We start from the raw sequence: 11,703 nt of genomic DNA on the forward strand, positions 1-11,703 counted from the left end.
CCTCAGTCCACGATGAAGAGCCGGGCCCCTGTCTCTGTGGACGAGCGGTGGGCCCCGTCATCATCGGCGACCTGGTAGCTCATCATCGGTCCGAGCTCGAAATGCCGGCCGTCCTTCAGCTCCGTGTGCAGCGTTCCCTCGAGCACGAGCAGGATATGACCGCGGCTGCACCAGTGGTCCGCCACGTACCCGGGTGTGTACTCAACGAGCCGGACCCGGATGTCTCCTGCCTGGATCGTCCGCCAGAGCGCCTTCCCGGATGTCCCCGGGTGCTCCGTGGGCTGGATCGTGTTCCAGTCCGCTGTGCTGAAGGGAATGTTCGAGATCTTCAGAAGGGGCTCCATTTCGGGACAGGGCTCGTGCGGCCCTTACTCCAGGTTGCAGGGAACTCCCAAATCCTCTCTGCTCTTGCGCACCATGGCCCTGAACCTCGCAGTTCCCCTTGTCCCGTCCGCGCCTCCGGCTCCTCCCACGACCATCGATGGGGTCATCGCGCAGGCGAATGACATCATCGACCAGTCATTGCGGACACCGAACCGCATTGGCTACTTCACGGCGCTCTACGAGCGGGTGACGGTGAACGTGCGGCGGGCGATCATCGCGGGCAATGTCTTCCAGGACAACGAGCGGATGGGGAAGCTGGACGTCGTCTTCGCCAGCCGCTTCCTGGCGGCCTGGAATGCCTATTCATCCGGAGGGCCGCTGACGAAGTCCTGGAAGCTGGCGTTCGATTCGCTGCCGGACGACTCGCCGTTGATCCTCCAGCAGTTGCTGCTGGGGATGAACGCTCACATCAACCTGGACCTGGGCATCGCGGCGGCCACCGTGGCGCCGGGGCACGAGCTCGCGTCGTTGAAGGAGGACTTCAACCGCATCAACACGCTGCTGTCGAGGCTGGTGTCGGTGATTGAAGTGGAGCTTGGAGAGGTGTCCCCGCGCCTGAAGCGGCTGGAGGCCATCAGCCCGGACGGGGAGGACAAGATCTTCAACTTCGCGATGGACGCCGCCCGCGAGGGGGCCTGGCTGTTGGCGGAGCTGCTCGCGCCGCTGCCGCAGGAGCAGTGGGCACCCATGATCGCGGCGCACGATCAGGTGGTGGCTGACCTGGGCAAGCTCATCCTCCAGCCGGGAGCCCTGGTGGAAGGCCTGCTCGCGTGGATCCGCGAAGCCGAGTCGAAGGACATCGCCTACAACGTCCAGGTGATTGGCGGGTAGCCAGGCCAGGGCCCTTCACGGCTTCTCGACCGCTCAGCCCTGCGCCGTGGGACGCACAATCACCTCGCCCACGTCCACGTCGGGCGGCTGCTCGATGGCGAAGGCCATGGCCCGGGCAATCGCATCCGGTGGAATCGCGATCTCCATCCGGGCCCGGAGCTCCGGATCCTTCACGTGCTCCATGAAGCCCGTCCGGGTCATTCCCGGAGAGATGACCGTCACCCGCAGCGTGGCGCCTGCCTCCTGACGCAGGCCTTCGGAGATGGCGCGCACGGCGAACTTCGTTCCGGCATAGATCGCCTGACCGGGCACGATTCGATGCGCCGCGGTCGACGCGGTGTTGATGAAGTGTCCGAAGCCCTGCTTGCGAAAGACAGGCAGTGCCGCGGCGATGCCGTACAGCACGCCCTTGATGTTGGTATCGACCAGCTCCTCCCAGTCGTCGACGCGCAGGTCGTCCAGCGGGGAGACAGCCAGGCTGCCCGCGTTGCTGATGAGCACGTCCAGCCTGCCATGGTGCTCACAGGCCAGGCGGACGAGCCCTGCGACGTCCTCACGCCGCCTCACGTCCATCCGGGTAGCGATGGCTTCTCCGCCCGCCTTCGTGATGCGCTCCACCAGCGGCTCCAACCGCTCCAGCCGGCGCGCGCCGAGGACGACCTTGGCCCCACGCCCGGCGAGCAGCAATGCCGCCGCCTCGCCAATGCCGCTGCTTGCTCCGGTGATGGCAATGACCTTGTCCTGGATGCCTGTCATGACGCCTTCCTGCCCGGCCGGGGGAGGGGATGGCCGGGATTCCGAACCCAGGCGTAACGGGTGGGAGGCACGCGCGGCTTGGACGTTGTTGACACGCCGTGCATGTCAACTTCGCCCAAGCGCCAGGGACGCCCGGCGTTAGGATCCCACCGTGCCTGTTCCCCATCGCGCCGTCCTGGATGGCCCGTTGTCCGTCCAGACCTTCCTGTTTCCGGAACTGCCGGGCGTGCAGTGGGTGCGCTTCAGGACCGACGGCCGGCTGTTGCGCTCCGTGAAGGAACGCTTCTCGGTGACGATGACGCAGCGGGGCTGCTCGGAGTGGTGGGGGCGCGGCAAGGTCCGCGCCACCACGCCCCGGACAGTCGACCTCAAGCAACTGGGCGAAGTGCACCGGGACCTGCGCCGTGATGGGCCTGCCCGGTTCCAGTCGATCGCCTTCGACGAATCACTTGTCGCGGAAGCCCGCGAGGCCCTGGGGGCTCCGGCCTCCGCGCGCCTTCGCCAACTCCAACTGGAACGGGAGCAGCCCGCGGCGGCCGCCTTCGTGCGCCTCCACGCCTTGCTGGAGGAAGGCTTGGCGGGACGGTCCAACGCCCTGGAACCGCAGACGGCGTTGGCCGAAGCCCTCGCCGCCCTCGTGGGATGTCTGGGGCAACCGGACGCGGTGGAGCGGCGCTACCGCTGGCCCGTCCGGCGCGTGGTCGAAGCGCTGCACGAAGCCATCCCGGAGGGCATCACGCTGGAGTCGCTGGCCCGTCAGGTGGGCTGGAACCGGTTCCACCTGTGCCGTGCCTTCCGCCAGGAGCTGGGCATGCCTCCCCACGCGTACCTCACCCATCTGCGCGTGTCGCGGGCCCGGCGGCTGCTGTCACAGGGACTGACGCCCGCCGAGGCCGCGCTCCAGGTCGGGCTCTATGATCAGAGCCAGCTCAACCGGCACTTCAAGCGCATCGTCGGCATCACCCCGGGGCAGTTCGTGCGCGCCGTGCAGTGAGGCCACCGTCACCGCGCTAGCGAGAACCTTCCCGGAAGACCGCTTCGATGTTGTTGCCGTCAGGGTCCAGCACGAAGGCGGCGTAGTAGCCCGCGGGGTAGCCTGTTTCGACGCCGCGCAGCCCGGGAGCGCCGTTGTCGGTTCCACCTGCCGCCACCGCGGCCGCGTGGAAGGCGTCGACCTGGGCGCGGCTCGTGGCCGCGAAGGCCGTGTGTTGCTTCACGCCGTGGGGATGGAAGCGGTCGATCCAGAAGATGGGGTAGTCGCGGCCATAGCCAATGCCATCCGCCCCGGTGTCCTCGGGAAGCTGGATGGAGCGGCGGAGGCCGAGCGCCCCCAACGCCGCGTCGTAGAAGGCGGCCGAACGGGCGACGTCCGCGACTCCAATGCCTGTGTGGTCGAGCATGGTCCTCAGTGTATGGGCACGAAGCCTCGCTCCCGCATCAGGGCGTCGAGGCTTGCGTCCTTTCCACGAAACTTCCGGTAGCCCTCGAACGGGTCGACGGTGTTGCCCACGGACAGGACATGCTCGCGCAGCCGTGCGGCGACCTTCGCGTCATAGGCGCCTGCGCCTTCCTGGAACGCCTCGAAGGCATCCGCCGCCAGCATGTCCGCCCAGAGATAGCGGTAGTAGCCCGCCGCGTACGCGTTGCTGGCGAAGACGTGCCCGAAATGGGGCATGCGGAAGCGCATGCCGACCTCCGCGGGCGCGCCAAGCTGGCGGAGCACGTCGCGTTCGAACGCGTCCGGGTCGATGCGCTTCGCTCCCGCCAGGTGCAGCTTCATCTCCACCAGCGCGGAGGTCAGGTAGTCCACGGTGTAGAAGCCCTGGTTGAACGTCGCCGCCTTCTGGATGCGGGCGACGAGCGCCTGGGGCATGGGCTGGCCCGTCGCGTGGTGCACGGCGAAGCGGCTCAGCACCTCCGGCGTGGCGAGCCAGTGCTCGAACAGCTTGGAGGGGAACTCCGAGTAGTCGCTCACCACGCGGCCGCCACCCAGCGCCGGGTACGTCACGTCCCCGCTCAGCGTGTGGAGGGCGTGGCCGAACTCGTGGAACAGCGTCTGCGCGTCGCGCCAGCCGAGCAGCGCGGGGCTTCCGGCCCCCGGCTTCACGAAGGGCATGCTGATGGTCACCAGGGCCAGAACCTCGCCCCGGAAGCGCTCCTGGACGCGGTACGTCTCCGTCTGCCCTCCGTTGTACTTGCCCTCCCGCGCGTAGGGGTCGAAGTACAGGAGCCCCCGCTCCCGGCCGCTCTCGCGCTCCTTCACCGCGAAGACGCGCACGTCCGGGTGGAAGACGGGCACTTCCGGCGCGGGCGTGAAGGTGAAGCCGAAGAGCTCGCCCGCCACCCAGAACATGCCCTCGCGCAGGGTCTCCAACTGGAGGTAGGGCTTCACCTCGCTGTCGTCGAAGTCATACGCCTGCTTGCGCACCTTCTCCGCGTAGTAGCGGTAGTCCCAGGGGGCGATGGGCTCCTGCTGTCCCTGGCTCCGCGCAATGGCAGTCATCGCGGCGACCTCTTCCCGCACGCGCGCGACGGCGGGCGTCCACATCGTCTCCAGCAATTGCATCGCGCGCTCGGGAGTCTTCACCATCGCGCGTTGGAGCTGCCGGTGCGCGTGGGTGGGAAAGCCCATGAGCTTCGCCTGCTCCGCGCGCGCCGCGAGGATCCGCGTGATGACGGCGTTGTTGTCATGCGCGTCGCCGTGGTCACCCCGGCTGTCGTAGTTGCGCCACACCTTTTCGCGCAGCTCCCGCCGCTCCGAATACGTGAGGAAGTCCGCCACCACCGAGCGGGTGTTGGCCACGGCCCACTTCCCCGGCTGTCCGCGCACCGTGGCCTCGGCCGCCGCGGCCTTTCGCAGGGGCTCCGGCAGGCCCGCCAGGTCCGCCTCGTTCTCCAGGAGGGTGTAGCGCTGCTCGTCGGCGAGCACGTTCTGGTTGAACGTCGTGTAGAGCGTCGCGAGCCGCTGGTTGAGCGCGGCCATGCGCTTCGAACCCGCCGCGTCCAGCAGGGCTCCCGAGCGCACGAAGTCGTTGGAGTAGTGCGCCACGACGCGCTGCTGCTCCGGCGTCAGCTTCGCCTTCGCGGCCGAGTCCTGGACCGCCTTGACGCGGCGGAAGAGCTTCCGGTTCTGGGACTGCTCATCCCAGAACGCCGACAGCCGGGGCGCCATCGCGCGCTCCTCGGCCTGGTACTCCGGTGAGCTCACGAACGAGGACCACGCATTGTAGACCTCGTGGACGCGGTTGAACGCGCGGCCGGAGTCCTCCAGCGCGGCGACGGTGTTCTCGAAGGTGGGGGGCTCCTTCGAGTCCGCGATGGCGGCGAGTTCTCCCCGTGCCTGCGCCATGGCGGCTTCGAGCGCCGGCGCGAAGTCCTCCACTCGCGCGCGGTCGAAAGGCGGGACGCCGCCATGGGGCCCGGACCAGGGCGCGAGCAGGACCTCCGGCGACGAAGCGGGGGCCGCGAAGGCCGTGCCCGCCAGGAAGAGGAGGCATGCTGCGATTCTGTGTCGTGGCATGTGGACAGAATACGGGTCAGGATTCGGCGCCATCCATCGAATAAAATTCGTCCGGGAGCCCCGAATGTCCTCACTCGACAGAATTGATCGCGAGATTCTGGAGGCCCTTCAGAACAATGCACGGCTGTCCAACAAGGAGCTGGCGGCGAAGGTGGGCCTGGCCCCGTCGTCGTGCCTCGCGCGGGTGAAGCGGCTGGAGACGGACGGCGTCATCCGCTCCTACCGCGCGGACCTGGATGCGCGCTCGTTGGGGCTGGGGCTCCAGGCGCTCATCGCCGTGCAGCTCCGGCTCCACGTGGGCGAGGCCTTCGGCAGCATCGGCGACCACCTGCGCTCGCTGCCGGAGACGGTGGCCGTCTACTGCCTGGGGGGCACGACGGACTTCCTGGTGCACGTCGTGTGTCGGGACACGGAACACCTGCGGGTGCTCACCATCGAGTCCTTCACCAGCCGTCCGGAGGTGAGCCGCATCGAAACGTCGCTGGTGTTCTCCTTCGCGCGCTCGGGGCTGCCGGTCGACCGCGGCGCCTGAGTGTCACCGTGCGCCGTGCCCGCCGGGGCTCATGAAGTCCGCCTGGGGAGGGGATGAGGCTTTTCTCATGCGCTCACGGCGCAGGCCGGACGTCGCTATATGCGTCATGGCCGTGCCGGGGCGCGAACCGCCGCCGGGCTGACACGGCCACCGGCTTCGGGGCATTGCGCCGCATGCCTCGCAGTGAGCAGCCCCGGTGGGTGATGGCGGCGACGGTGCTGTCGGGAGGACTGTCCGTCGATGTGGCACGGGAGTGCATTGCCTTCCAGGGTCGTCCTGCTGCTGCTGTGGGGCGGCACCGCGCAGGGTGAGCCGCTCACGCTGCGCTCGGCGCTCCTCGAAGCCAGCAGTCAGGCTCCGGCGCTCGCACAGGCCCGGGCGCAGGAATCCGTGGCCCGCGGGGACGAGGAGGTCGCCCGGACCTTCTCCCCGTTGACCCTGTCACTGGGGGGAGGGGGAAATGATCCCCGGTGGACCGTGGGACTGACCCAGAAGCTTCCTGCCCCGGGAGCCCGGGCGGCCCGTGTGCTCGCCGCGGAGTTGACGGCACGCGGCGCCGCCGACGAGCGCCGCGCGAGCGAGGCCTCTGTCCGGGCGGATGCGCGGCGTGCCTACTTCTCATGCGTGCGCGCCCACCAGCTCCTGGATGCCTCCGCGCGCGCCCTGGCGCTCTCGCGCGAGTCGGAGGCCGCCGCGGAGCTCCTCTTCGATACCGGCGCGGCTCCGGAGCTGGACCTGCTCCAGGCCCGCATCGCGCGGGGATCCGCCGAAGTCCAATGGCTGACCCGCCAGGGTGAACTCGCCGCCGCCACGGCCGCGCTGGCGTTGCTGCTGGGCCGGCCTCCGGGTGCGGCGCTGGAGCCGGTGGACGCGCCCCCTCCCGCCCTGCCTCCACTGGAGGTCGTGCTGGCCCGAGGCGCGCTGTCTCCCGCCGCCGAGGCACGTCAGGCCGACGTGGCGGCGGCCGAGGCCACCCTGCGGGCGTCACGGCGGGAACGGTGGCCCACGCCCACGGTGGGGGTCTCCGTGGAGGCGGACGGCCCCGGGGGACGCAGCACCTTTCTTCGCGGTGGGCTCGACCTGGACCTCTTCCTTCCCGGCCTGGGACGCGGAGAGACGGTCCGCGCCGAGGCCTCGCTGGAGCTCGCGCGCGCCCGCCAGAACGAGGAGCGGCGCTCCCGGTGGACCGAGCTCACCTCCAGCCATGCGCGCCTGTCCGCCGCGCTGGCGGGACTCGCGCGCTTCACGGAGGAGATCCTTCCCGCCGTGGAGAAGACGGAGGGCATGGCCCTGGAGTCCTATCGCGTGGGGCGCACTCCCCGGGTCGCGCTCAACGCCGCGCTCCAGACGGCCACGGACATGCGGACGCAGGCCATCGAGGCCGCCTTCGCCGCCCAGACCGCCTTCGCGGACCTCGAACTCGCCGCCGGGATGCCCCTCGATGAGCCCTAGATTCGCGCTGCTCGCCTGTCTCTTCGCGTCCGGCGTGGGTTGCCAGCGGACACCGCCCCAGGAAGGTGCGCCGCCCCTTCCGCGCGTCCGCGTCGCCATCGTGGCTCCGGCACAGGCCGTGCGCGGCCTTCGCGTCGCGGGCCTGTTGTCGGCGCCGCCCGGGCGAGAGGTCCGGCTCTCACCGCGGGTGCCCGGCCGGCTGTCGCAACTGCGCGTGGCGGAAGGGGACCGGGTGCGAGCGGGCGAAGTCCTGGCCCAGGTGGACACGGTCAACGCCACCGCCGAGCTCCAGCAGGCGGAGGCCTCCCTGCGCGAAGCCACCTCGGCGCTCGAGGCCGCGAAGGAGAAGCGTGCGCGCACGGACGTCCTGGCCGAGCACGGAGTCGCGGCCCGTCAGGACGCGGAGCAGGACCGGAGCGCGGAGGCCGCCGCCCGCGCCGCCGAGGCCCGGGCCCGGAGCGCCCTGGAGCTGGCCCGGCGGGGCCTGGGGCGCACCTCGTTGCAGGCCCCCTTCGACGGCGTCGTGACGGCCATCGGGGTGCGGCAGGGCGAGATGGTGGAGGGCGCGAATCCTCCCGTGGTCCAGGTCTCCGCGACGGATCCGCTGGAGCTGCGCGCGTTCGTCACCCAGCAGGAGGCCGCGGCGGTCCAGCCCGGTCAACGCGCGACCCTCACCGTGGACGGGCTGGACGGTGCCCGCGAGGGCGAGGTCGCCGCGGTGTCGCCTTCCGTGGAGCCGCAGAGCGGCAACGTGCTGATCCGCCTGCGCTTCGCCAACCCGGGCGGGGAGCTGCGCCTGGGCGCGACCGCGCGAGCCCACATCGTCATGGCGTCGCTGGGCAGCGCGCTGGCCGTGCCGCCGTCGGCGCTCCTGCCCCAGGAGGATGGAGGCGTCGCGGTCGCGCGGTTCGCAGACGGGCGGGTCCACCGGGTGCCGGTCCAGGTCATCTCCGAGGACGAGGGCGGGGCCGTCGTCCAGGGGCCGCTCGCGGTGGGCGAGCCCGTCGTCGTGGAAGGGGGCTACTCGCTGCCGGATGACGCCGGGGTGGAGGTCCTGCGGTGACGTGGCTGATGCTGCTGCGGCGCAACGCGCCCGGGGTGGTGGTGCTGCTGGCGGCGCTGACGCTGGCGGGAGTGCTCGGCGCGACCCGGTTGCCCGGTGGGCTCTACCCGGAGGTGACCTTCCCGCGAATCGTCGTCGCCGCGACGCTGAATGGCGCCAGCGCGCAGACCCTGCGGTTGTCCGTGACCGGCCCGGTGGAGGAAGCGCTGTCCACCGTCATCGGCGTGCGGCAGGTGCGCTCCCGGACCATCCGCGCGGCCGCGGAGATCTCGCTCTGGTTCGACTCGAACACGGACATGGAGCGGGCCCTGGGGCTCGTCAATGCCCGGCTCGCGGAGGTGCAGAACGCACTGCCCCCGGACACGACGCTCTATGCCGAGCGGCTCACCCCGTCGTCCTTTCCCATCCAGACGCTCGCCGTCACCGGGACGGCGGACCCCGCCCGGCTGCGCGAGTTCGCCCTGCGGACGCTGCGTCCCGGCCTGGCGGGCCTCGCGGGCGTGGGGCGCGTGGACGTGGTCGGCGGCGACGTGCGCGAGCTCAGCATCACCGTGGACGCACAACGGCTGGAGCAGGCGAAGCTGGACCTGCCCACGCTCGCCACCCAGGTGGGCAGCGCGCTCATGCTCGAACCGGCGGGCCGTGTGGACGTGCACTACCAGCAGGCGCTGGTGGTGGTGCGGGGGCCGGTGGACTCGCCGGACCAGCTGGCGGCGCTCGTCGTGGGCGGGACGCCCGAGGCGCCCGTGCGGCTGGGCGACGTCGCGCGGATCCAGGAGGGGCATGCGGACCGGCTCTCCCTGACCTACGCGAACGGCCGGCCCGCGGTGCTCGTCAACGTGGGCCGGCGTCCCGGGGCGGACGCCGTCACCCTGGCGCGGGAGATCCAGGCGGAGCTCGAACGGGTGCGGGCGGGACTGCCGCCGGGCATCCAGGTCGAGCTCTCCTATGATCAGGCCGGGCTCATCGCCCGGTCCGTGGCCCACGTGCGGGACGAGGTCATCCTCGGCGGGTTGCTCACGCTCGCGGTCGTGGGGCTCTTCCTGCGCTCCTGGCGGGCCATGACGGCCGCGGCGGTGGTGCTCCCGGCCACCCTGGCGATGACCTTTGGCGCGCTCTGGCTCGCGGGCGGGACGCTCAACCTGATGTCGCTGGGCGGGCTGGCGGTGGCCATCGGACTGGTGGTGGATGACGCCGTGGTCGTGGTGGAAGCGGTGTACCGCCGGGTGGCGGCGGGGACGGAGCGGTGGGCCGCGACCGCGGAGGCGCTCCGGGAGATCGCCTGGCCCGTCACCAACTCCACGCTCACCACGGTCGTGGTCTTCGCGCCGCTGTCGCTGCTGCCCGGCGTGTCCGGCCAGTTCTTCTCCGCGCTGGCGTTCACGCTGTGCGCCGCGGTGCTGTTCTCGTGGGTGCTGGCCGTCACGCTGACGCCGCTGCTGTGCGGGTGGCTGCTCGTCGCTCCCGGCGGTCATCACGCGCCCGCGCCGGTCATCCCGGGGTTCATGCTCGCGCAGTGGCGTGCGCGGCCGGGAGTGCTGGTGGCCGGCGTGGCGCTACTCACCGTGCTGCTGGCGGTGCTGGGCCGGGGCGTGGGGACCGGGTTCCTGCCGGAGCTGGATGAGGGCGCGTTCGTCGTGGACTACTTCACGCCGACGGGCACCTCGGTCGCGGAGGCGGACCGGCTGGGGCGCGCGCTGGAGGCGGTGGTCGCGGAGATCCCCGAGGTCATGGGCACCAGCCGGCGCCTGGGCGCGGAGCTGGGGCCGCCGGCGGCCACCGAGTCCTCGCGTGGCGACCTGACCGTGTCGCTCTCTCCCCAGCGGACGCGCCATGGCCCGGACATCATCGAGGCGACGCGCACGCGGGCGGAAGCCGCGCTTCCCGGAGTCCGGCTGGAGTTCGTCGAGCTGCTGCAGGACGTGCTCTCCGACCTGGAAGGCGCGCCGGATCCCGTCGAGGTCAAGCTGCTGGGGCAGGACGTCCAGGTGCTGCGGGATTTCGCGCCCCGTGTCGCCGAGCAGTTGCAGGACATCCCGGGCCTGGCGGACCTGTTCGACGGCGTCACCGGGTGCATTCCGGAGGCGCACCTGGATGTGGACCTGGTCCAGGCGGGACGTCTGGGTTTCACGACGCGGGATGTGTCGGCGCAGGTCCGGACCGCGCTGTTGGGCGATGTCGTCGGGACCCTCCCCCGCGAGGGCCGGCAGGTGGCCGTGCGCGTGCGGCTGCGCGACGCCGACCGCCTGGATCCCCAGGTGCTCCAGCATCTGCGCCTGCGGACCGCTTCCGGGGGGATGGTTCCGCTGACGCAGGTGGCGCGCGTGCGCCAGGAGTGCCAGGCCGCGGAGCTGCTGTCGGACAACCTGCGTCCGCTGGTGGCGGTGACGGGGCGGCTGGCGGGGCGGGACCTGGGCGGCGTCACCGCGGACGTGGAGGCGCGGCTCGCCACGCTGAAGAAGCCAGCGGGGGTGGAGGTGCGGCTGGGCGGTCAGCGCGAGAGTCAGCGCGAGTCCTTCCAGGCCCTCGTGCTCGTGCTGGTGTTGGCCACGCTGGGGGTCTTCCTGGTGCTGACCTTCCATTTCCGCGGGGTCGTGCTCCCGCTGCTCATCCTGGGCGCGGTCCCGGTGGCGCTCGCGGCGGGCGTCGCCTGTCTGCGAATCACCGGCACGCCGCTCAATGTCTCCTCGTTGATGGGCTGCATCCTGCTCGTCGGGCTCGTCGTGAAGAACGGCATCCTCCTGCTCGACCGGGCAGAGGAGGGACGCGCCGGAGGGCTGGCCGCCGCCGAGGCCGTGAGCCACGCCACCGCCGTGCGCCTGCGCCCCATCCTCATGACGACGCTGGCGACGCTGCTGGGGCTCGTCCCGCTCGCGCTCGGACTGGGGGAGGGCGGCGAGTTGCAAAGGCCGCTGGCCATCACCGTGCTGGGGGGCCTGTCCCTGTCCACGTTGACGGTGTTGGTGGGACTGCCGGCGGCGTACGTGCTGGTGCGCCGTCATGAGGCCTCCGTGAAGAGCTGAGGGCGGGAGCGGCACGGTCGTTTCCGTCCCGGGCGTCGCCTCGCGGCGAGGCTCCGCGTCCGGCGCTGTAACCTTTCGCCGTCCTCCTTCGTGGTGGCCGTTGGATGCCCGGAATGCGCCGGGCGCCGGGACGGAGGACGGA

Annotated in this window: 10 protein-coding genes; 6 read left to right on the forward strand and 4 right to left on the reverse strand. The window is 71.1% G+C overall.

All coding sequences use genetic code 11. From position 1 onward, the window contains the following. Positions 1-2 precede the first annotated feature (2 nt). Positions 3-344: a DHCW motif cupin fold protein gene (locus D7X32_RS25470; protein ID WP_244239169.1), complete on the reverse strand. Its 342-nt coding sequence runs from the start codon at positions 342-344 to the stop codon at positions 3-5. Between the two features lie 73 nt (positions 345-417). On the opposite strand from D7X32_RS25470, the gene D7X32_RS25475 reads away from it, so the two are divergent. Further along, complete coding sequence (locus tag D7X32_RS25475; protein ID WP_147450259.1) at positions 418-1,215, forward strand: DUF5995 family protein; 798 nt, start codon at positions 418-420, stop codon at positions 1,213-1,215. A gap of 33 nt (positions 1,216-1,248) precedes the next feature. Here the strand turns inward: D7X32_RS25475 and D7X32_RS25480 are convergent, their stop codons facing one another. After that, positions 1,249-1,971 carry an SDR family oxidoreductase gene (locus tag D7X32_RS25480; protein WP_120605169.1) on the reverse strand — a complete coding sequence of 241 codons (723 nt, stop codon included), beginning with the start codon at positions 1,969-1,971 and terminating at the stop codon, positions 1,249-1,251. 151 nt (positions 1,972-2,122) lie between these two features. On the opposite strand from D7X32_RS25480, the gene D7X32_RS25485 reads away from it, so the two are divergent. Then, on the forward strand, positions 2,123-2,965 hold the full coding sequence (locus D7X32_RS25485; RefSeq protein ID WP_120605170.1) for a helix-turn-helix transcriptional regulator: 843 nt from the start codon (positions 2,123-2,125) through the stop codon (positions 2,963-2,965). A gap of 16 nt (positions 2,966-2,981) precedes the next feature. On the opposite strand, the gene D7X32_RS25490 is transcribed toward D7X32_RS25485, so the two are convergent. Beyond that, positions 2,982-3,371: a VOC family protein gene (locus D7X32_RS25490; RefSeq protein ID WP_120605171.1), complete on the reverse strand. Its 390-nt coding sequence runs from the start codon at positions 3,369-3,371 to the stop codon at positions 2,982-2,984. Between the two features lie 5 nt (positions 3,372-3,376). After that, positions 3,377-5,491: a M3 family metallopeptidase gene (locus D7X32_RS25495; protein WP_244239170.1), complete on the reverse strand. Its 2,115-nt coding sequence runs from the start codon at positions 5,489-5,491 to the stop codon at positions 3,377-3,379. A 64-nt stretch (positions 5,492-5,555) separates the two neighbouring features. Here D7X32_RS25495 and D7X32_RS25500 point away from each other — a divergent pair, with 64 nt between their 5' ends. The 4 genes from D7X32_RS25500 (at position 5,556) to D7X32_RS25515 (ending at position 11,561) form a co-directional block, all read left to right on the forward strand. Next, positions 5,556-6,023, forward strand: coding sequence for an Lrp/AsnC family transcriptional regulator (locus tag D7X32_RS25500; RefSeq protein WP_120605172.1), 468 nt, complete (start codon positions 5,556-5,558; stop codon positions 6,021-6,023). Positions 6,024-6,281: 258 nt separating this feature from the next. Next, on the forward strand, positions 6,282-7,475 hold the full coding sequence (locus D7X32_RS25505; protein ID WP_158625757.1) for a TolC family protein: 1,194 nt from the start codon (positions 6,282-6,284) through the stop codon (positions 7,473-7,475). Continuing rightward, entirely contained in the window at positions 7,465-8,538 is a 1,074-nt protein-coding gene (locus D7X32_RS25510; RefSeq protein WP_120605174.1) for an efflux RND transporter periplasmic adaptor subunit, read from the forward strand. The genes D7X32_RS25505 and D7X32_RS25510 overlap by 11 nt, the downstream gene beginning before the upstream one ends. After that, entirely contained in the window at positions 8,535-11,561 is a 3,027-nt protein-coding gene (locus D7X32_RS25515) for an efflux RND transporter permease subunit (RefSeq protein WP_120605175.1), read from the forward strand. Before D7X32_RS25510 ends, D7X32_RS25515 begins: the two co-directional genes overlap by 4 nt. Positions 11,562-11,703: the final 142 nt, after the last annotated feature.

Source organism: Corallococcus carmarthensis (genome assembly GCF_003611695.1).
GTDB classification, from domain to species: domain Bacteria; phylum Myxococcota; class Myxococcia; order Myxococcales; family Myxococcaceae; genus Corallococcus; species Corallococcus carmarthensis.

Coding starts and splice junctions, on each gene's coding strand:
- D7X32_RS25475 (WP_147450259.1), top strand. CDS start 418: ATGGCCCTGAACCTCGCAGTTCCCCTTGTCCCGTCCGCGCCTCCGGCT.
- D7X32_RS25500 (WP_120605172.1), top strand. CDS start 5,556: ATGTCCTCACTCGACAGAATTGATCGCGAGATTCTGGAGGCCCTTCAG.
- D7X32_RS25470 (WP_244239169.1), bottom strand. CDS start 344: ATGGAGCCCCTTCTGAAGATCTCGAACATTCCCTTCAGCACAGCGGAC.
- D7X32_RS25480 (WP_120605169.1), bottom strand. CDS start 1,971: ATGACAGGCATCCAGGACAAGGTCATTGCCATCACCGGAGCAAGCAGC.
- D7X32_RS25490 (WP_120605171.1), bottom strand. CDS start 3,371: ATGCTCGACCACACAGGCATTGGAGTCGCGGACGTCGCCCGTTCGGCC.
- D7X32_RS25510 (WP_120605174.1), top strand. CDS start 7,465: ATGAGCCCTAGATTCGCGCTGCTCGCCTGTCTCTTCGCGTCCGGCGTG.
- D7X32_RS25495 (WP_244239170.1), bottom strand. CDS start 5,491: ATGCCACGACACAGAATCGCAGCATGCCTCCTCTTCCTGGCGGGCACG.